This window comes from Kribbella antiqua, from assembly GCF_004345665.1.
In the GTDB taxonomy this organism is placed as follows: domain Bacteria; phylum Actinomycetota; class Actinomycetes; order Propionibacteriales; family Kribbellaceae; genus Kribbella; species Kribbella antiqua.
The window spans coordinates 69,726-89,220 of sequence record NZ_SLWR01000020.1 but is presented as its reverse complement, the minus strand read 5'-3'; the positions used below and the strand labels follow the sequence as shown (position 1 = coordinate 89,220).

At 68.4% G+C, this 19,495-nt stretch carries 19 protein-coding genes; 15 read left to right on the top strand and 4 right to left on the bottom strand.

Annotated elements, in window-relative coordinates; genetic code table 11:
- Position 1 precedes the first annotated feature (1 nt).
- From EV646_RS41105 to EV646_RS37790, 7 genes are all read left to right on the top strand, one after another.
- Positions 2-187 carry a phytase gene (locus EV646_RS41105; protein ID WP_199237487.1) on the top strand — a complete coding sequence of 62 codons (186 nt, stop codon included), beginning with the start codon at positions 2-4 and terminating at the stop codon, positions 185-187.
- Positions 184-474, top strand: a complete 291-nt coding sequence (locus EV646_RS39675; protein ID WP_199237478.1) for a hypothetical protein — start codon at positions 184-186, stop codon at positions 472-474. The genes EV646_RS41105 and EV646_RS39675 overlap by 4 nt, the downstream gene beginning before the upstream one ends.
- The gene (locus EV646_RS39670) at positions 471-1,043 is read left to right on the top strand and encodes a phytase (protein WP_199237476.1); all 573 of its coding nucleotides are present in this window, start codon (positions 471-473) and stop codon (positions 1,041-1,043) included. The genes EV646_RS39675 and EV646_RS39670 overlap by 4 nt, the downstream gene beginning before the upstream one ends.
- Before the next feature lie 332 nt (positions 1,044-1,375).
- Positions 1,376-2,539 (top strand): pyruvate dehydrogenase (acetyl-transferring) E1 component subunit alpha, encoded by a 1,164-nt coding sequence (pdhA, locus tag EV646_RS37805; RefSeq protein WP_241996594.1) that lies wholly within the window; start codon positions 1,376-1,378, stop codon positions 2,537-2,539.
- Positions 2,540-2,542: 3 nt separating this feature from the next.
- Positions 2,543-3,520, top strand: a complete 978-nt coding sequence (locus tag EV646_RS37800) for an alpha-ketoacid dehydrogenase subunit beta (protein WP_132157491.1) — start codon at positions 2,543-2,545, stop codon at positions 3,518-3,520.
- Positions 3,520-4,935 (top strand): dihydrolipoamide acetyltransferase family protein, encoded by a 1,416-nt coding sequence (locus EV646_RS37795; RefSeq protein ID WP_199237475.1) that lies wholly within the window; start codon positions 3,520-3,522, stop codon positions 4,933-4,935. Before EV646_RS37800 ends, EV646_RS37795 begins: the two co-directional genes overlap by 1 nt.
- Positions 4,936-5,024: 89 nt before the next feature.
- Positions 5,025-5,876, top strand: a complete 852-nt coding sequence (locus EV646_RS37790; RefSeq protein WP_132157489.1) for a DMT family transporter — start codon at positions 5,025-5,027, stop codon at positions 5,874-5,876.
- A 203-nt stretch (positions 5,877-6,079) separates the two neighbouring features.
- Here EV646_RS37790 and EV646_RS40490 read toward each other — a convergent pair whose 3' ends face one another.
- Positions 6,080-6,952 (bottom strand): S8 family peptidase, encoded by an 873-nt coding sequence (locus tag EV646_RS40490; protein ID WP_241996593.1) that lies wholly within the window; start codon positions 6,950-6,952, stop codon positions 6,080-6,082.
- 22 nt (positions 6,953-6,974) lie between these two features.
- Here EV646_RS40490 and EV646_RS40485 point away from each other — a divergent pair, with 22 nt between their 5' ends.
- The 5 genes from EV646_RS40485 to EV646_RS37765 all read left to right on the top strand — a co-directional run bounded on the left by EV646_RS40485 (position 6,975) and on the right by EV646_RS37765 (position 11,696).
- A complete protein-coding gene (locus EV646_RS40485; protein ID WP_241996592.1) occupies positions 6,975-7,427 on the top strand; it encodes a hypothetical protein in 453 nt (150 codons plus the stop codon).
- Positions 7,428-7,744: 317 nt separating this feature from the next.
- The gene (locus EV646_RS37780; RefSeq protein ID WP_241996591.1) at positions 7,745-8,482 is read left to right on the top strand and encodes a GntR family transcriptional regulator; all 738 of its coding nucleotides are present in this window, start codon (positions 7,745-7,747) and stop codon (positions 8,480-8,482) included.
- Positions 8,479-9,795, top strand: coding sequence for an MFS transporter (locus tag EV646_RS37775; protein ID WP_132157488.1), 1,317 nt, complete (start codon positions 8,479-8,481; stop codon positions 9,793-9,795). The genes EV646_RS37780 and EV646_RS37775 overlap by 4 nt, the downstream gene beginning before the upstream one ends.
- Positions 9,796-9,894: 99 nt before the next feature.
- The gene (locus tag EV646_RS37770; protein WP_132157486.1) at positions 9,895-10,884 is read left to right on the top strand and encodes an ATP-binding cassette domain-containing protein; all 990 of its coding nucleotides are present in this window, start codon (positions 9,895-9,897) and stop codon (positions 10,882-10,884) included.
- Positions 10,881-11,696 carry an ABC transporter permease gene (locus tag EV646_RS37765; RefSeq protein ID WP_132157484.1) on the top strand — a complete coding sequence of 272 codons (816 nt, stop codon included), beginning with the start codon at positions 10,881-10,883 and terminating at the stop codon, positions 11,694-11,696. The genes EV646_RS37770 and EV646_RS37765 overlap by 4 nt, the downstream gene beginning before the upstream one ends.
- A 32-nt stretch (positions 11,697-11,728) precedes the next feature.
- Here the strand turns inward: EV646_RS37765 and EV646_RS37760 are convergent, their stop codons facing one another.
- On the bottom strand, positions 11,729-12,052 hold the full coding sequence (locus EV646_RS37760) for an ArsR/SmtB family transcription factor (protein WP_132157482.1): 324 nt from the start codon (positions 12,050-12,052) through the stop codon (positions 11,729-11,731).
- A gap of 75 nt (positions 12,053-12,127) precedes the next feature.
- Here EV646_RS37760 and EV646_RS37755 point away from each other — a divergent pair, with 75 nt between their 5' ends.
- Together EV646_RS37755 and EV646_RS37750 are read left to right on the top strand one after the other, a co-directional pair.
- A complete protein-coding gene (locus EV646_RS37755) occupies positions 12,128-13,339 on the top strand; it encodes an MFS transporter (RefSeq protein ID WP_132157480.1) in 1,212 nt (403 codons plus the stop codon).
- 99 nt (positions 13,340-13,438) lie between these two features.
- Complete coding sequence (locus tag EV646_RS37750; protein ID WP_132157478.1) at positions 13,439-14,068, top strand: NYN domain-containing protein; 630 nt, start codon at positions 13,439-13,441, stop codon at positions 14,066-14,068.
- A gap of 100 nt (positions 14,069-14,168) precedes the next feature.
- Here the strand turns inward: EV646_RS37750 and EV646_RS37745 are convergent, their stop codons facing one another.
- Positions 14,169-15,518, bottom strand: a complete 1,350-nt coding sequence (locus EV646_RS37745) for a serine hydrolase domain-containing protein (protein WP_132157476.1) — start codon at positions 15,516-15,518, stop codon at positions 14,169-14,171.
- Between the two features lie 72 nt (positions 15,519-15,590).
- Between EV646_RS37745 and EV646_RS37740 the strand changes: the two genes are divergently transcribed.
- Entirely contained in the window at positions 15,591-18,833 is a 3,243-nt protein-coding gene (locus EV646_RS37740) for an AfsR/SARP family transcriptional regulator (RefSeq protein ID WP_158291125.1), read from the top strand.
- On the opposite strand, the gene EV646_RS37735 is transcribed toward EV646_RS37740, so the two are convergent.
- Positions 18,820-19,446 carry a TetR/AcrR family transcriptional regulator gene (locus EV646_RS37735; protein ID WP_132157472.1) on the bottom strand — a complete coding sequence of 209 codons (627 nt, stop codon included), beginning with the start codon at positions 19,444-19,446 and terminating at the stop codon, positions 18,820-18,822. The two genes, EV646_RS37740 and EV646_RS37735, sit on opposite strands and share 14 nt — an antisense overlap.
- Between the last annotated feature and the right edge of the window lie 49 nt (positions 19,447-19,495).

The following is a 19,495-nucleotide window of genomic DNA, read 5'->3' as shown; positions in this document are numbered from 1 at the left end:
CATCTGGGTCGACCAGCAGCACCCCGAGCGCAGCGTCGTACTCGGAACGCTCAAGAACGGCGGGCTGACCGTCTTCGACCTCACCGGCAAGGAAGTACAGCGGTTCGCCACGCGGCCGGCGCCCGCGCCGGACCAGGAGCCGGGCCGGTTCAACAATGTCGACCTGGTCGGAACCTCGCAGTCGTGACGGACCGCGGCCGTGACCAGCTCCGCACGTACGCCGTCAAGGCGGGCAGGCTGACCGATGTCACCAGTGCCGACGCTCCGCTCGTGTTCAGCAAGGACACCGAGGAGGTCCAGGAGCAGCGGACGGCTTACGGTCTGGCCGCGACCACGGTTCAGGGGCAGCCGATCGTCGCGGTGACCCGGCGCAGCGAGACTCGGGTCGGCTCTTCCGGCTGGTTCCGGACGGCAAGGGCAAGGTCACCTACCGCCGCCTCGGCAGGGTCGACCTCCCGAGCAGCTTCAAGTTGACCGATGGCAGCACCTGGAGCCCGTGCGAGGAGCCCGGCGACCGGCCGCAGCTCGAGGGCATGGTCTTCGACACCACCACCAATGACCTGTACGCCGCTCAGGAGGACGTCGGCATCTGGCGCATCCCTCGGAACGGGAAGCCCGAGCTGGTCGAGAAGGTCCGTGAGTTCGGCCAGCCGGCGACGTACAACGAGGAGACCGAGGAGTGCGAGCCGACCGGTCCGGTCAGCGCTGACGCCGGGAAGCACCTCAGCGCCGCCGCCGAGGGCCTCACGATCGCCTACCGGAATGGTGTACGGACGCTGTACGCGTCGAGCCAGGGCGACTCGACCTTCGCGGTCTACCGGATCGACGGGCGCAAGCTGACCTACCGGGCCGGGTTCCGGGTGGTCGACGGTCCGGCGGCGGACGGCGTACAGCACAGTGATGGCGCGGCGGTAACGACTCAGGCGCTCGGGCCGCTGTTCCCGCACGGCTTGTTCGCGGTGCATGACGGGGAGAACACGCCTGGTGACGGCGACCGCGAAGGCACCAACTTCAAGCTGATCCGGCTCGAGAAACTGCCGTAATCGGTACGCATCTGTGACACATCTCGCACCGGGTGCGCAGCGCCTGTCACAAGCGCGACAATAGGACCAATTGATGGACTGGTGTCTCAGCCCTGGACCCGTTTCGGTACCGCCGTACCCGCAAGCGTCCAGACAGTTAGCGGATCAGCGACCTGACGGTTACGGTGTCCGGCAAGATGGGCAGTGAGACCAGTGAGGAGGTCCACTGCAAGACAGTGCTCAACCCCCTGGATCCACGCGGTCCTGCCTGCGAAGCCTCACCCGGCTGAAGGGGCCGGCCCCGTGCAACGTTGCGGTCGCGGCGATCCCGCGCTCGAACCCGAGGAGTGCTTGTGAGTGAGTCGATGCCGGGGAGTGCCCCGGAAGTGTTCGCGCCCCACGAGGCGCCGGTCAGTCCACCCCAGGCCTCCGAGGAGGTCGAGTTCGTCCAGCTGCTGACGCCCGAAGGCGAGCGCGTCGAGCACCCGGACTACTCGTTCGACCTCGACGACGAGGCGATCAAGGGCTTCTACCGGGACATGACCCTGGTCCGCCGGATCGACACCGAGGCGACCGCGCTGCAGCGGCAGGGTGAGCTCGGGCTGTGGGCGTCGCTGCTCGGCCAGGAGGCCGCCCAGGTCGGCTCCGCCCGGTCCCTCAACAGCAAGGACATGGTCTTCCCGACGTACCGCGAGCATGGCGTCGCCTGGTGCCAGGGCGTCGACCCGCTGCGGCTGCTCGGTCTGTTCCGCGGCGTCGACCAGGGCGGCTGGGACCCGAAGGACAACAACTTCCACCTGTACACGATCGTGATCGGCGCCCAGACGCTGCACGCGACCGGGTACGCGATGGGCCAGCAGCGCGACCACGCCATCGGCGACGCCGAGAACGGCGAGTGCACGATCGCGTACTTCGGTGACGGCGCCAGCAGCCAGGGCGACGTGAACGAGGCGTTCATCTGGGCCTCGGTCTTCAACGCGCCGGTCGTGTTCTTCTGCCAGAACAACCAGTGGGCCATCTCCGAGCCGATCGACCGGCAGACCCGGATCCCGCTGTACCAGCGCGCGGCCGGCTTCGGCTTCCCCGGTATCCGCGTCGACGGCAACGACGTACTCGCGACGTACGCCGTCACCCAGCAGGCGACGAAGCGGGCCCGCGAGGGCAGCGGCCCGACGCTGGTCGAGGCATACACGTACCGGATGGGCGCGCACACCACCTCCGACGACCCGACCAAGTACCGGCTGAGCGAGGACCTCGAGCACTGGAAGCTCAAGGACCCGATCCAGCGCGTCCGGGCGTACCTGACCCGCTCCGCCGGGGTCGACCAGGACTTCTTCGGCGAGGTCGACGCCGAGGCGGACAAGATCGCCGCCGAACTGCGGGCCGGCTGCCTGTCGCTGCCGAACCCGGAGCTGACCGACTTCTTCCAGCACGTGTACGTCGAGGAGACGCCGCAGCTGGCGGAGCAGCGGGAGCAGTTCGCCGCGTACGCCGCTTCGTTCGAAGGCGAGGGCTGAGCGATGACGAAGATCACTCTCGGCAAGGGCATCAACGCCGGCCTGCGGGCCGCGATGGAGGCCGACCCCAAGGTCGTCGTGATGGGCGAGGACATCGGCAAGCTCGGCGGGGTTTTCCGGGTCACCGAAGGTCTGCAGAAGGACTTCGGCGAGGACCGGGTGATCGACACCCCGCTGGCCGAGTCCGGCATCATCGGCACCGCGGTCGGCCTGGCGCTGCGCGGGTACCGGCCAGTCTGCGAGATCCAGTTCGACGGGTTCGTCTTCCCGGCGTACGACCAGATCATCAGCCAGGTCGCGAAGATGCACTACCGGTCGATGGGCCGGATCAAGATGCCGGTCGTCATCCGGATCCCGTACGGCGGCGGCATCGGCGCGGTCGAGCACCACTCGGAGTCGCCGGAGACGCTGTTCGCGCACGTGCCCGGCCTGAAGGTGGTGTCCTGCGGCGACCCGGTGGACGCGTACTGGATGATCCAGCAGGCGATCGCCTCCGACGACCCGGTCATCTTCTTCGAGCCGAAGCGGCGCTACCACGAGAAGGCGGAGCTGGACGAGTCGGTGCCGCCGGCGCTGCCGCTGCACCAGGCGAAGGTGGTCCGTTCAGGCACCGATGCGACGTTGTTCTGCTACGGGCCGATGGTGAAGACGTGCGTACAGGCGGCCGAGGCCGCGGCCGAGGACGGACGGCAGCTCGAGGTCGTCGACCTGCGGACAATTTCGCCGCTGGACCTCGCGACGATCTTCGCGTCGGTTCGTAAGACCCGCCGAGCCGTCGTGGTGCACGAGGCGCCGTACACGCTCGGGCCGGGGTCGGAGATCGCGGCCCGGGTCACCGAGGAGTGCTTCTACCACCTGGAGGCGCCGGTGCTGCGCGTCACCGGGTACGACACCCCGTATCCGCCGTCGCGGATGGAGGAGGAGTACCTGCCCGACCTGGACCGGGTACTCGACGGGGTCGACCGGGTGATGGAGTACTGATGGGCATCCAGCAGTTCCGCCTCCCCGACGTGGGTGAGGGCCTGGTCGAGGCCGAGATCGTCAGCTGGAAGGTCAAGCCGGGCGACACGGTCAAGCTCAACGACACCGTTGTGGAGATCGAGACAGCGAAGTCGCTGGTCGAACTCCCGGTCCCGTTCGCCGGCACGATCACCGAACTCCTCGTCCCCGAGGGCGAAACAGTCCCGGTCGGCACGCCGATCATCGCCGTACAGACCGAGTCGGCCGACGACGACGCACTCACCGAGGACCTTGTTCCGGCCATCCCCGAGCCCGAAGCGGGTAAGAGTGACGCGCCGGGCGGCGGCCGTACGGCGGTCCTCGTCGGCTACGGCCCTCGAACCACAGAAGCCAAACGCCGCCCCCGCAAGGGTGCTGCCCCAGCTGAGCCGGCTCCGGTCGGAGCACAGCCGAGTACGGCGCCGGGTGCGATGGCCACCAGTGGAGTAGGCGCCGCACAGATTCCCGAGCCTGAGCCAGTTGTTGCCAAGAGCAATGAACCGGGTTCCGTGCATGTGCTGGCGAAGCCGCCGGTGCGGAAGCTGGCCAAGGATCTTGGGGTGGATCTGACCGCGGTGACGCCGTCCGGGGCGGGTGGGATCATCACCCGGCAGGACGTCGAGGCGTACGCGGCGGCGCCGGCTGAGGCGCCGGCCGTGGCTCCTGCCGTGGTGGAAGGTCAGCCGGTGGTGAGTGGGCGGGAGGACACTCGGGTGCCGGTGAAGGGGGTGCAGAAGGTGATGGCGCAGGCGATGGTGGCCAGCGCGTTCACCGCACCGCATGTGACCGAGTGGATCACCGTCGATGTCAGCGAGACCATGGAACTGGTCGAGCGGCTGAAGACGGACAAGGCGTTCCGCGACCTCAAGGTCTCGCCGTTGCTGATCGTCGCCAAGGCCGTCACCCTGGCAGCTCGCCGTACGCCGATCGTGAACGCGGCCTGGGACGAGCCGGCCCAGGAGATCGTCTACCGCGGTGCGATGAACCTCGGCATCGCCGCGGCCACCCCGCGCGGCCTGATCGTGCCGAACATCAAGAACGCCGACTCGCTCACCCTGCCCGACCTGTGCCGGGCGCTGAACGACCTGGTCGCCGTCGCCCGCGAGGGCAAGACCCAACCGGCCGACCAGGCCGGCGGCTCGTTCACGATCACCAACGTCGGCGTCTTCGGCGTCGACGCCGGTACGCCGATCATCAACCCCGGCGAGGCCGCAATCCTCGCCTTCGGCGCGGTCCGCAAGCAGCCGTGGGTGGTCGACGACCAGATCGTCCCCCGCTGGATCACCACGCTCGCGCTCTCCTTCGACCACCGCCTGATCGACGGCGAAAAGGGCTCCACCTTCCTCGCCGACGTCGCCGGCATCCTCGAGGACCCAGCTCGTGCGTTGATGTTCTAGTACGACGCACTCCACGAAGGCCCGGGTGGATCCGTCCACCCGGGCCTTCGTCTGCCCTGCGTAAACCTGCCTGCCCCGGATCTTCCGCGATGAGAGGGTGGGGGGGCGTGCTGGTGCTGATGGCGGTGCTTGGGGCGGCGGTGTTGCATGCGACGTGGAATGCGATGGCGCATGGGGTGCCGGATCGGCTGGCCGGCTTTGCGTTGCTTGGGCTGGCGTCGGGGGTCGCCGGGCTGATCGCGATCATCGTGACCGGGCCGCCGCCGTCCGGAACCTGGCCGTACATCATCGCCTCGATCGTGCTGCATCTCGTGTACTACGGCGGTCTGCTCGCGTCGTACCAGCTTGGTCAGTTCAGCCAGATGTACCCGCTGGCCCGCGGTACGTCGCCCTGGGTGGTTGCCGTGGTCTCGATCGTCGTACTGCACCAGAGTCTTGCGCCGGCCGAGCTCGCCGGGGTGCTGCTCATTTCGGCGGGGCTGATCGGGCTGGTGTTCATCGGACGGAGCGCTGGTCGGGCGCAGACCGCGGCGCTGCTTGCCGCCTTCGGGACCGGTCTGTCGATCGCCGCCTACACGGTGGTCGACGGTCTCGCTGTGCACAAGATGCCGGTAGCGACGTACATGGGCTGGGTCTTCATGATCCAGGGGTTCATCGTGCCGATTGTGGCGCTGTGCTGGCGTGGGCCCGCTGTTTTCAAGCAGCCGCAGTCGGCTGTGCTGTCCGGGCTCGGCGGTGGAGTCGTGTCGATGGCGGCGTACGGGCTGGTGTTGTGGGCGCAGACGCGCGGGACGCTGGCGGCGATCGCGGCGCTGCGGGAGACCAGCATCATCTTCGGCGCGATCATCGGCGCCATCTTCTTCGGCGAGCGCTTCGGCCCGCGCCGCGCGATCGCCGCCGCCGTGGTGGTCGGCGGCATCGTTCTGATCAGTGTGAGCTAGTGCCTCGTCGAGAAACGTTCGGCACCTCTATCGGCGCCCCAGACGCCCGCTGGCGGCGTTGTCGTCGTCGCGCAATGCTCCGCATTGCTCTCCTCCTCCGCCTTGCCAGCGAACGCCTGGACCACCGCTAGAGGCACCAACGTTCCTCGACGAGGCACTGAGGAGAGGGGATCCCGGGCGGTGGACCCCCTCTCGGTCTGGGGTTACCAGCCTCGCTGGACGGCGTCCAGGGAGTCGGCGATGCCTTCGCCGAAGAAGGCGTTGTTGGCGGTCGTCCCGGTGCAGCGGGCGTCCGGGGTGGTCGGGCAGGCGGTGTCGTCGGCCTGCCGGCGCAGCGCCGCTTCGAGCTCGCGCGGGCCCCACCACGGGTGGGCCGACTTCATCAGCGCGGCGACACCGGTCACGTGTGGCGACGCCATCGACGTACCGCTCATGGTGCCGTAGCGGCCGCCTGGCAGCGTCGACAGGATCGCGCTGCCCGGCGCCGCGACGTCGATCGTGTTCAGCCCGAAGTTGGAGAACCCGCTCTTCGCCCGCGCCGACGTCGTACTCGCGACGGTGATCACGCCCGGCAGCTCGGTCGGCATGTCGAGGCAGTTGTTGTCGATGGTCCGCGTGACTGCGGTCGAGTCGTTCGGGCTGCTGCTGTCGGTGGTCTTGTTGGACAGGTCGTAGTTCGAGTTGCCGGCCGCCGCGACGGACAGGACGCCGTGGTTGGTCGCGTAGTCGACGGCTCGTCGGACCGCTTCCTGGACCGCACCCTGGTCGCCGTTGTCCTTGCACCAGAACTGGTACGGGTCGATGAAGTAGCTGTGGTTCGTCACGTCCATGTGGTGCTCGGCCGCCCACACGAACCCGCAGATCGAGTACTCCGGGTAGATGTAGCCATCGTCGTTGACGACCTTCACCGACGCGATCCGCACACCGGGCGCGACGCCGACGATGCCGACGCCGTTGCGCGCGGCCGCGACCGTGCCGGCGACGTGCGTGCCGTGCGAGCTGGTGGTCGGCCGCCACGCGCCCTCGGTCGTGTCCGGTACGCCGTTGTCGACGCAGCTCACCGAATCGGCGCGCATCGAAGTTCGGCGCGAGGTCGGGGTGGCTGTCGTCGACACCGCTGTCGTTGATGCCGACCAGGACCCGGCGGGAGCCGTCGGTGATCTGGTGTGCCTGGTCCGCTTTGATCTGGACCATGTCCCACTGCTCACCCTCGCGCGGATCCGCCGCCGGGGTTGCCTCGGTGTCGTCGATCGACGTCGTACCGGCTGGGCCTTCGCTGACGGCAGCGGTGCGGGTGGCGCCGACGGATTCGACCTCGCGGCCGTAGTGGCTGGAGCGGATGTCGGCGCGGAAGTCGGCGTTGGTCGACTGCGCGATCACGACGCCGAGCTGGGCGTACGACTGCACGACCGTGCCACCGGCCGCCTTCACCGCCTGCTCGACCTTGCGCACATGCCCAGGCGACGCCTTCGTGTTCACCACGTAGTTCATCAGCGGCCCAGGCACAGCGTCTTCAGCCGGTACGGCGTGAGCCGTCGCGGAGCCGAGTGACGTCGCGGCGAGCGCGGCGACGGCGAGGCCGGCGGTCAACCGGCGGGAACGGGAGCGGATCACGCGGGTCTCCTCGGGGCGGTACGGGACAGTAACCCGAGACTTTAGAGCGACTTCTGGCGCTGCGGACTTCTTCATCCACAACGCAGGGGAAACCCTGCATCTGTCACTACCGAATGCTCATCAGTTCACGCTCAGTTACCCACACTTGTGGATACGCCTGTGGATAACTCGTGGACAAGGTGGGGACGAGATCGCTCGAGCGGTGGATTGCCTGTGCATTTAGCATAGATACAACAGAGATACGAGATGCATGGGTGAAGGGGTTCGCGGTGAGTGGCGGGGCGGAAGTGTCCGACTTCCAGTTGGGGGACGAGACCGCGGAGATCGCGCGGGTGGTCGCCGAGGCGGGGCCGGGGGTGGAGAAGATCCCCGCGGCCGAGCGGGTTTACGCCTACGTGAAGGCCGCCATCCTGGACCGGGCGTACCCGGGCGGCGAGTTGGTCACCGAGGGCGAGCTGGCCACGGCGGTCGGGGTGTCCCGGACTCCGGTGCGTGAGGCGCTCCTGCGGCTGGAGGAGTCCGGCCTGGTGAAGCTGTACCCGAAGCGCGGCGCCCTCGTCCTCCCGGTGCTGCCGCAGGAGATCGACGACGTCCTCGAAGCCCGGGAGCTGATCGAGACGCACGCGGCCGCCAAGGTCTGGCCGCGCCGCAAGCAGCTGATCGAGACCCTCACTCAGCACGTCGACGAGATGCGCGCGCACCGCAAGGCCGGTGACGCGAAGAGCTTCCTGGAGGCGGACCGCGCCTTCCACGAGGCGATTGTCGGTGCCGCTGGCAACGAAATCCTGGCCAAGCTCTACAACAGCCTGCGCGACCGGCAGGTCCGGATGGGCGTGCCCGGCATCGAGGTGCAGCCGGCCCGGATGGACAAGTCCATCGCCGCGCACCAGGAGATGATCGACGCGCTCGGCGGCAACAGCGTGAAGCGCTTCCGCGAACTGGTCGTCACCCACATCAACGAGGCCGCGACGGACCTGCGGAGCTCGCGTTGACCGAACTCCTCTTCCCCCTGGGCGGACGTCGCGCCTGGGCGGTGTGGGCCGCAGCCGTCTTCACCTACCTCGTGACGGTCCTACACCGCGGCTCTATGAGTGTGGCCGGTCTGCAGGCCGCTGAGCGCTTCCACATCTCCGCCTCCGCGCTGGCCAGCTTCACCGTCGTACAGCTGACTGTGTACGCCGCCATGCAGGTGCCTGTCGGCGTACTGCTGGATCGGTACGGCTCCAAGCGGCTGCTGATCGCTGCGTCCGGCCTGCTGTTCGTAGCGCAATCTGCCTTCAGCCTGGTCGACTCGTACCCGGCTGCGCTTGCTGCACGCGCCGTACTGGGTGTGGGTGACGCACTGGTCTTCATCAGCGTGCTGCGCGTCGTGATGTCGTGGTTCCCCGCGCTGCGGCAGCCGGTGATGTCTCAGGCCACCGGAATGCTCGGTGGTGTCGGTGCGATCGTCTCGACCGTGCCGATGGCTGCCGCCTTCCACTCCTTCGGCTGGACCAGCACGTTCGCCGGTGCCAGTGTGCTCAGTCTGGTGACTGGTATCGCCGTACTGTTCCTGATCAAGGACACGCCGTACGACGAGCCGCTGCACCGGACCAAGCAGTCACTCACCGAGGTGCGGAACAACCTGCGGCGGGCGTGGAAGGAGCCGGGCACTCGGCTCGGGCTGTGGACGCACTTCACCACCAACTTCTCCGGCAGTACGTTCGGCCTGCTGTGGGGTTACCCGTTCCTCGTCCGCGGTGAAGGGCTGGCGCCGACGACCGCTGCCGCGTTGCTGATCCTGCCGGTGCTGGCAGGCCTCTGCTACGGGCCTGTGGTGGGCCGGTACGCCGCACGCTTCCCGTTCTACCGGTCCTGGATCGTGCTGGCCGTGATCGCGGGCTCAGTGGTGATGTGGACCGTCGTACTGCTCTGGCCTGGTCAGGCGCCGATGCCGGTGCTCCTGCTGCTGATCGTCGTACAGGCGGCTGGTGGGCCTGGGTCGATGCTTGGGCTGGACTACGCGCGTACGTTCAACCCGGCGACGCGGTTCGGTGCTGCCAACGGGATGGTCAACACCGGTGGGTTCATCGCCACGCTGATCTGCATCGGCATGGTCGGCGTCCTGCTGGACGCGTCGTCCGGTGGAGCGCCTCAGACCATCACCGACTTCAAGTGGGCGCTGGCGTTCCAGTACGTCCTGTGGGCGATCGGCACCCGGCAGATCCTCAAGTACCGCCGCAAGGCCCGCGGCCACCTGGCCCGCTACAACCCCGAGGCGTACGAAGCCCTCCTGGCCAACCAGATCGTCCCGCTGAAAGGCTGATCTCAGCGGGCTGGCACGGGCTGTCAGCCGAACGCCAGGGCCGTGCCAGGGCGGTCCGCGACGGTAGTCCCAGTGAAGTGAGTCCACTGGGAGGAACCGATGACCACAACGAACCAGGTCGCCATCGAGGCAACCGGCTTGGTCAAGAGATATGGCAACACGACCGCCCTGGCCGGCGTCGACCTGAGCGTGCCGACCGGCACCGTGCTCGGGGTCCTCGGCCCGAACGGCGCCGGCAAGACCACGGCGGTCCGCATCCTCGGCACGCTGCTCCGCCCGGACGCCGGACAGGCGACGGTCGGCGGGTACGACGTCGTCCGCGACGCCGGCAAGGTGCGCGAGATCATCGGCCTGACCGGGCAGTACGCCTCGGTCGACGAGGACATGTCCGGCCGCCGGAACCTGATCATGATCGGCCGGCTGCTCGGGTACTCGCGGGCCCAGGCCCGGGCCAAGGCGGACGACCTGCTGGAGCGATTCGAGCTCACCGACGCCGGTGAGCGGATCGCCAAGACGTACTCCGGCGGTATGCGCCGGCGCCTCGACCTGGCCGCCAGCCTGGTCGGCGACCCAAGCGTCCTCTACCTCGACGAGCCCACCACCGGCCTCGACCCGCACGCCCGCAACGGCGTCTGGGAGACGGTCCGGAACCTGGTGCTCGACGGGACCACGGTGCTGCTCACCACGCAGTACCTGGAGGAGGCCGACGCACTGGCCGACTCGATCATGGTGTTCGACCACGGCAAGGTGGTCGCCTCCGGGCGGCCGGCCGAGCTCAAGGCGCAGGCCGGCAAGCAGTCGCTGGACGTCCGCCCGGCCGAGCCCGCGCATCTCGAACGCGTCGCCGCGATCGTCGCCGAATCGGTCGGCGTACGGCCGCACGTCGACGTGGTGAACACCCTCGTCAGTGCTCCCGTCAGCGACGGTACGCCGATGCCGGTCGTCGTACGGCGCCTCGACGAGGAAGGCATCGCCGTCACCGAACTGGCCCTGCGGCTGCCGAGTCTGGACGAGGTCTTCCTCGCGCTGACCGGGCACACCGCCGAATCGCGTCCGCAAGACGCAGTCCTGGAAGGAGCGGGCCGATGAGCGCGGCCACGATTGAAGCACCGGCCCACGCGGCCCGCCGGAGCCGGCCGTTCGCCTGGGTCGAGCAGAGCCTGACGCTTGCCTGGCGCAACATTGTCCGGATCCGGCAGAACCCGGAAGCGCTGGCGGACGTGACGTTCCAGCCGATCATCTTCCTGGTGCTGTTCCTGTTCGTGTTCGGCGGCGCGATCGCGCAGGGTGGCAGCTGGCACGACTACCTGCCGTTCCTGCTGCCGGGCCTGCTCGTGCAGACCGTGGTCTTCTCCACGATGGGCACCGGCGTCGGGCTGAACGACGACTTCGCCAAAGGCGTCTTCGATCGCTTCCGCAGTCTGCCGATCGCCCGGGTGGCGCCGCTGGTCGGCGCGGTCCTCGGCGACGCGGTCCGCTACACGCTGTCGATCGTGATCCTGATGGGCACCGGGTTCGCGCTCGGGTTCCGATTCCAGAACGGCGTCGGCAACGGCGTACTCGCGCTAGTGATCGTGCTGCTGTTCGCGCTGTCGATGTGCTGGATCTGGGTCTGGCTCGGGCTGAAGCTGCGCACCGCCCAGGGGGTCCAGGGCGTCGCCTTCCTGGTGATGTTTCCGCTCACCTTCGGCAGCAACGTCTTCGTCCAGACCAACACTCTGCCGGGCTTCCTGCGCGCCTTCGTCAACGTTAACCCGGTTAAATATTTGGTCGACACAATGCGCGGCCTGATGCTCGGCGGCGACATCCAGAAGCCGCTACTGATCACCCTCGCCTGGATGGTCGGCCTGATCGCGGTCTTCGCACCTCTCGCGATCCGCGCGTACCGCCGCCGTACCTGAAACCCCCGGCAAACGGCGGTGAGGCTCTGGCCTCACCGCCGTTTGTCCGTGGTGACCAGGTCGAGGAGGCCGGGGAAGCGGGCGTTGAGGTCGTCGGTGCGGACGTGGCTGCGCCGCTCGAGGCCGTACTGGCGCTGACGGGTCACGCCCGCCTCGCGCAGCACCTTGAAGTGATGGGTGAGCGTCGACTTCGGCCGGTCGAACCCGAACCATCCGCACGAGTGGTCGAACGCCTCCGACTCCAGCAACAGCTTTCGCACGATCTCCAGGCGCAGCGGATCGCTCAGGGCGGCGAAGACGTGCTCCAGCCGGATCTCGTCCACGGCCGGCTCGGGCAGCGGTTCAGGTAGGTCCATCGATTCTCCCTATGTACGACTTTTATCGTACTACGTGTTAGGTTCGAAAAAAGTCGTACTACGAGGAGGAGAGTCATGGTTGAGGTCGCGGCGCCTGCCGCCGAGCGAGTCGACGGGACCGGCTGGGTCTGGCTGGCCGCGTGGCCGGTGACGGCCGTCTTCATCCTGTCCAACGCGGCCACTCCGCTGTATGTGCTGTGGCAGCACGAGCTCGGCTTCTCGAAGGGCACGCTGACGGTCATCTTCGCGTTCTACATCGTCGGTCTGCTCGGATCACTGCTCGTCTCCGGCGTCGTCTCCGATCGCGTGGGACGGAAACCCGTTCTGCTGCCGGCACTCGGTCTCGCGCTGGCAGCCTGCGTCATCTTCGCGACCGCCGGCAGTGTCGCCACGCTCATCGTTGCCCGGCTCTTCACCGGGATCGCCGTCGGGGCAGTCGTCTCCGCCGGCATGGCGGCGGTCACCGACGTCGGCGGGCCGGATGGCAAGCGTCTCGCCGCGCTGCTCGCCTCGTGCGCGATGGTGCTCGGTGCGGGCCTCGGCCCTTTGCTGGCGGGCGTTTTGTCCGAGACACTCCCCGGTCCCACTGTGACGGTCTTCGTTGTCGAAGCTGTGCTCCTGCTCACCGCGATGTTCGTCGTACTGCGGATGCCGGTACGACGTCCGCCGTACACGCGCGGGGCGTGGGTCCGGGTGCCCGGTGTGCCACGTGAGCACAGGCTGCAGCTTGTGCTCGGCGTCGTGGTGTTCGCGCCCGGGATCACCGCGACGTCGTTCGTGCTGTCGCTTGGGCCGTCGCTGCTGTCCGGTCTGCTCGGCACCACCAGCCGGATCGTCGCCGGCGGGATGGCGTTCGTCATGTTCTTCGCTGCCACCGGCGTCCAGTTCGCCGTCCAGCGGTTGCCCCGGCACGCGATCCTCACCGCCGGCGCGATCAGCACGATCCTCAGCATGCTCGCGCTGGTCACAGCCGTACGCCTGGCGTCCGTCCCGGCGCTCATCACCTCCGCCGTACTAGCCGGAGCAGGCCAAGGCCTAGGCCAGCTAGGAGGACTCTCCCTCCTCAACTCCTCCGTCCCGCCCAGCCGCCTAGCCGAAGCCAACGCCGCCCTCAACATCGGCGGCTACCTTCCCGCCGCCCTCCTCCCCGTAACCACCGGCTACCTGGCCAACGCCCTGACCCTCCCCACCGCCACCACCCTCTTCGCCACCACCCTCCTAACCACAACCACCGCCGCCGTCCTCACCATCTATTTCACCCGCAGGCGTCTGACCGAACTCACTTGACGACGGCGTGCCCCGGCCATCCCGGGGCAGATCAAAAGCCTTATCCACAAGCCGTTTGTGAGCACCAGAAACCGCGGATCTCGTCGCTAGCCTTGTGCGGTGCGGATCAACGTGTACATCGACGGTTTCAACCTGTACTACGGCTGCCTCAAGGGCCAGCCGCACAAATGGCTGAACCTCGAGACGATGTGTGAGCTCCTGCTGCGCCGGTTCGAGGTCCAGCGCATCCGGTACTTCACAGCACGCGTCAAGGAACGCGCCGGGAATCTGCAGGCGCCCGTTCGGCAACAGGCGTACCTCCGCGCGCTCGGCACACTGCCCAAGGTCGACGTCCACTACGGCAGTTTTCTCACCAAGCCGACTCGAATGCTGCTGGCAAACCCTCCCACCACCGGGCCACGGACCGTGGAGGTCATCAAGACCGAGGAGAAGGGTTCCGATGTCAACCTGGCGACGTACCTGCTGGTGGACGCTTTCCGGGACGATGCCGAGGCGTTCGCCGTCGTGAGCAACGACTCGGACCTGACCGAGCCGATCCGGATCGTCTGCCATGAGCTCGGGAAGGTGGTGGGCCTGCTCAACCCTCAGCCGGTGGCGAGTCAGCGGTTGCTGCGCTGTCGGCCGACGTTTGCGAAGCAGATCCGGCCGGGGGTGCTTGGTGCCAGTCAGTTTCCGCCGCGGGTCGTGGACAGCGCGGGCTCGACCATCCACAAGCCGCCGGGCTGGTGAAAAGCAGAAGCCCCACCGAAGTGGGACCTCGCACCCAGTCACCGAAGCAACTGGGGGGATGCTCAAAGGCTAACCGACGATCCGGTCCTGGGCAAATGACTCATTGGAGGTGTTCGCCGAAGGCCAAGGGGTGGCGGGTGCAGAGGTAGGTTGCCCAGTGCAACTTTTCGGGGGTGCCGTCGGGGGTGCGGGTGATGCGGAGGAGTTCGCCGGCTTCGCGGCCGGAGATGGTGCGGTAGAGGTCGTCGGAGATGCGTTCGAAGACGGCCGGGGCCAAGTGTTCAGCGGCTTGTGGGGATTTGGCCTGGAGGGTGCCTGCCTTGACGGAGAAGACGAACGGGACACCTTCGGAGAACCAGGTGCCGAGGACGCCCGACAGCTCCGGCGGGATCGTCGTACCGGGGACCCAGGGCTGCTCCGGCAGCGGGTCGTCTTCGAGAACCTTGATCAGCAGGTCGGTGGCCAGGAGGCCGGGCGACGGGGCGGAGGTCGAGTTCTGCAGGGCGATGCCGGCCGTGCCCGAAGCGCGGTGCACGAAGGTGGAGGTGATGTGACCCGGCATCCCGCCGTCGTGGCCGACGAAGACGCGGTCACCGCGGCGCAGCAGCATGAAGCCGAGGCCGAACGCGAGCTGCCAGCGGTCCATGTCCGCCATGATCTGCACCTGGCACATCTCGTCCACGGTGTCCTTCGACAGCACCTCGTCGATCGGGTTCGCGACGAACATCGCCCACTTGGCGAGGTCGTCCGCCGTACTCGCCAGACCGCCACACGCGTCCATCGCGCCGATGTCGAGCAGCTGCTCCCGCACCGGTACGTCGGAGAACGGCGGCACGTAGTACCCGGTGGCGGCGGGTCCGCCGTCCATGCCGACCGTCGTACGGCGCATCTCCAGCGGGTCCAGGATCCGCGCCTTGATCGCGTCGTACCAGGGCCGGCCGTCGACCCTGGCGACGATCTCGCCGAGGATCGAGAAAGCCAGGTTCGAGTAGTGGAACCGGTGGTGCGGCTTGCCGATCCGCTCGGCGTCGTTCCAGCCGGAGACCAGCTCGGTCCGGTCCGGGAAGCGCATCACGTCCCAGACGTCGCCGACCGGCTCGCGCTGCATCCCGCTGGCGTGGCTGAGCAGCTGGCGCACGGTGATGCCTTCGTGCTTGCTCTCCGGGATCAGCTGCTCGACCGTGTCGTCGAGCTTGAGCTTGCCCTCGTCGCGCAGCGCCATGACGGCGACCGCGGTGAGCGTCTTGCTCTGCGACGCGATCAGGAACTGCGAGTCGGCCGACGGCGGCACGCCCGGCTGGTCCAGGTCGGCCGAGCCGGCGCCGTGCGACCAGGCCAGCGACCCGGCGCGGGCGACGGCGCCAACCACTCCGGGCACTCGGCCTTTGGCCTGACGTTCGGCGACGATGCGGGTGAGAGCGGTCTGCGTCTGCGCGGCGATATCGGTCACGACTGCCGAGCCTAGACGTACGAGATGACAAAAGGCAGGGGATTTGGTCGGGGTATGTGCGAGGCTGGACCGGTGCGCATAGCGGTGCTTGGGCCTCTCGCGATGTGGGCGGCCGACGGGACTCCGCTGGACGTCCGCGGAGTCCGGCTGCGCGGATTGCTCGCCAGACTGGCCCTGAGCGCGGGTCGCCCAGTCGGTGTCGAGACCCTCGTGGACGGCCTGTGGGGCAGCGAAGCCCCGAGCGCGAACGCACTGCAGTCCCTCGTCTCCCGCCTGCGCGCCAGCCTCCCGGCGACCGAGTCGAGCATCTCGGTCCAGTCCGGCCCGGCCGGCTACACGCTGACCATCGGCCCCGACTGCGTCGATGCCCTCCAGTTCGAGGACCTGGTACGACGAGGTCGCGGGTTGCTCGGCTCCGACCCGGCGAAGGCGCAGACGCTGCTGACTCAAGCGGAGAAGCTTTGGCGCGGTGACGCCCTGACGGACCTCCGCGACCTGCCGTTCGCCGCGGTCGAAGCGGACCGCCTGGCTGAGCTCAGGCTCGCCACCACCGAGGACCTCGCCGAAGCCGCAGTCCGCTGCGGCCACGCCCGTGAGCTCATCTCCGAGCTCGAGCGCCTCACCGCCGCGCACCCACTCCGCGAGCGACTCCACGAGCTCCTGATCAGAGCCCTGTACGCCGACGGCCGCCAAGCCGAGGCACTGGCGGCGTACGAGCGGGTGCGGACCACTCTGGCGGATGAGCTCGGTGTAGACCCCGGAACCCGCCTGCGCGAGCTACACGTCGCCGTACTGCGCGGTGACTCCCTCGATCCGACGGCGACCGCCGTACCGGCGCCAACTGCGCCACAGCGGCGAAGCAACCTCCGGGCACCCCTGAACAGCTTCGTCGGCCGGCGGGAGGACGTGTCCGAGCTGGCGCGCCTACTGAGCGACGGCACGCGCCTGGTAACCATGGTGGGTCCGGGCGGTGCAGGCAAGACCAGACTGGCGACCGAGACCGGGCGGTCGCTGGTAGAGCAGAGTGGCGACGGCATCTGGTTCGTGGAACTCGCACCACTCGGCAACGCGGCTGACGTGGCGCCAGCGGTGCTCTCGGCGCTCGGAGCGAGTGAGTACGTCGACCTGCCGCCGACGACGATCTCCAAGCACTTCCCGACCAGCCGCGCCGCGACCGCGCGATTGGTCGAAGTGATCGCGGACCGCCGGGTCCTCTTGGTCCTCGACAACTGTGAGCATTTGGTGCAGGAGGTGGCCGGTCTGGTCGACTCGTTGCTCGCGGCCTGTCCGCGGCTCCGAGTGCTGACGACCAGCCGCGAGCCGTTGAGCATCTCCGGTGAGCACTTGCATCCGGTCGGCCCGCTCGCCTTGCCGCCGGACGACAGCGTGGACGGCGATTACCCGGCGATGCAGCTCTTCGTCGACCGCGCCCGCGCTGTCCGGCCGGACTTCGCCCTGATCGACGCCAACCGGGCGGCGGTCGCCGAGATCTGCCGGCGCCTGGACGGCATGCCGCTGGCGATCGAGCTGGCCGCGGCCCGCCTGCGCGCACTCACGCCGACGCAGATAGTCGACCGGCTGACCGACAGGTTCCGGCTGCTGACCAGTGGCTCACGGACCGCCCTGCCGCGACACCAGACGCTGCGTGCGGTGGTGGAGTGGAGCTGGGACCTACTCGATCCCGACGAGCAGGCGGTCGCCCGTCGGCTCTCGCTGTTCTCCGGCGGCGCCACGCTGGAGGCCGCCGAGCAGGTGTGCAGCGACGACAACCTTCCGTCCGAGTCCGTGCTCGGCGTACTGGCGTCTCTTGTCGACAAATCGCTGGTCGAAGCCGCCGCGGACGACCGGTCGGTGCGCTACCGGATGCTCGAAACAGTACGCGCGTACGGCGCCGAACAACTCGACGCCCACGGCGAGTACGAGCGCTTCCGGCAGGCGCACACGACGTACTTCAGCAGGCTGCTGCGACAGGCACGGCCGAACCTGCGGTCGCGGGAGCAGATCCAGTGGATCGCCCGGCTGAACGCCGACAACGAGAACCTGCTCGACGCGCTGCGGTTCGCGATCGACACCGGTTCGGCCCACGTCGCGGTCGAGTTCGTCTCGGCGCTCGGTGAGTACTGGAACATGAGCGGCAGGCCGGCCGAGGCGGTCACCTGGATGGAGGCCGCCCTCGCCGTCCGCGGGCCGAGCGACCCGATCGACCGGGCGACGGCCTTGATGCTGCACTCACTCGGGACGTTGTCGAGTGGTGAGGATCCGATCGCCAGCGTCGACCGGGTGCTCCGCGGGCTGGCCCAGGTTCGCTGGCTGAGCCGGCGCCACCCGGACGTCGCCGATTCCGCCACCGGCCGCTTCACCAACACCGTGTGGGCGATGCTCCGCCGCGACAAGGCGGCCGCGTTCCGCGAGCTCGACGAGGCCCGCCAGCACCCCGATCCGTGGACCCGGAACATGGGCGTGATGATGTCCGCGATGTTCAAGGAGAACGAAGGCCGGACCGACGAGATGGCCGCGGATCTGGCGATCGCCCTCGACGGCTTCCGGACGCTCGGCGACCGGTGGGGGACGTCGATGGCCCTGCGCGGGCTGTCCAGCTATCAGGGTGCCCGAGGCGATCACGCCGGCGCACTGGCGTCGCTGGCCGAGGCGCTGGATCTGCTCGCCGAGCTCGGCACCACCGATGGGCTGACGCAGCTGCTCGGCTCGGCGGCGGCGTACAAGATCGAGCTCGGCGATCTCGACGGTGCGCGGGCCGATCTGCAGCGCACGCTCCAGCAGGGCGAGGAGAGTGGTTCGCGCCCCGCTCAGGGGATGGCGTTCATGGGCATGTCGCGGATCGCCCGCCGTACCGGCAAGCTCGACGAGGCGAAGGAGCTGGCCGAGCGGGCGTACTCGATGCTCGACCTGAAGGCCGAGCGGATGGCACCGCACGGTCTGGCCATGATGCTGTCCAACCTCAGCCGGGTTGCCACGGCCCGAGGCGAGCTTGACGAGGCCCGCGACCACGGCCGGCAGTCGGTGGAACTTGCCCTGAGCACCGAAGACATGCCGCTCGCGTCCGTCATCGTCGAGGCCGCGGCGGATGTGGAGCTGCTGGCCGGGGAGTCCGAGCTGGCCGCGCGAACGCTCGGCCTCGCGGCAGCGATGCGCGGAATGCGGACTGTCGCCGACGGGGACGTCCAGGGCAGCTTCGACCGACTCCGCGAGATCCTCGGCGCCGAGGCGTTCGAGACGGTGTACAACGACGGCGCCTCGCTGACCCGGGACGACGCCGTCGCCGAGCTGCGGAAGCGGTACGTCAGCTCGTCATGAGCTGCACGGCCAGCTCGCGCAACGCCTTCTGTACCTTCTGCTCTGGCGGACGCGGGTCGGTCAGCATCCAGTCGTAGACGACCGTGTTCACCGCGCCGAAGAAGGCCAGGCCGAGGAACCGGAAGTCTTTGCGCTTGATCTCGCCGCGCGCGACCGCGGTGTCGCCGAGATCCTTCACGCTGGCGATCAGCAGCTCCCGGAACGCGATCCGCTGCTCCTCGACCGCCGGGCTGGTGCCGACCACTTCGACGAACGAGATCCGGGCCCGGCGCAGGTCCGTCATGATCGTCCGCAGATAGCCGTCGACGGCCGCCACGATCCGCTCCCGCACCGGTTTGTCCGCCGTACGACGTAATGCGTCGCCGGTGGTGCGGACGGTCAGCTCGATCACCTGCGCGTGCACCGCGAGCAGCACGGCTTCCTTGTTCTGGAATTCGTGGTAGAAGTGCCGGGTGGACACTTTCGCCTTGCTGCACAGGCGTTCCACCGAAGTCGCGGGATAGCCCTCGGTCCCGAACAACTCCAGTGCGGCGGCGAGCAATCGCTCCCGGCGCGCGGCCTTCCACTCCTCGACTGATCGCCCGGAGTAACGGCGTACGGAGGGTTCCCTCATCACACCTCTTGTCGCTACCCCGTGCCAGATCCCGGACATCTTATCCACC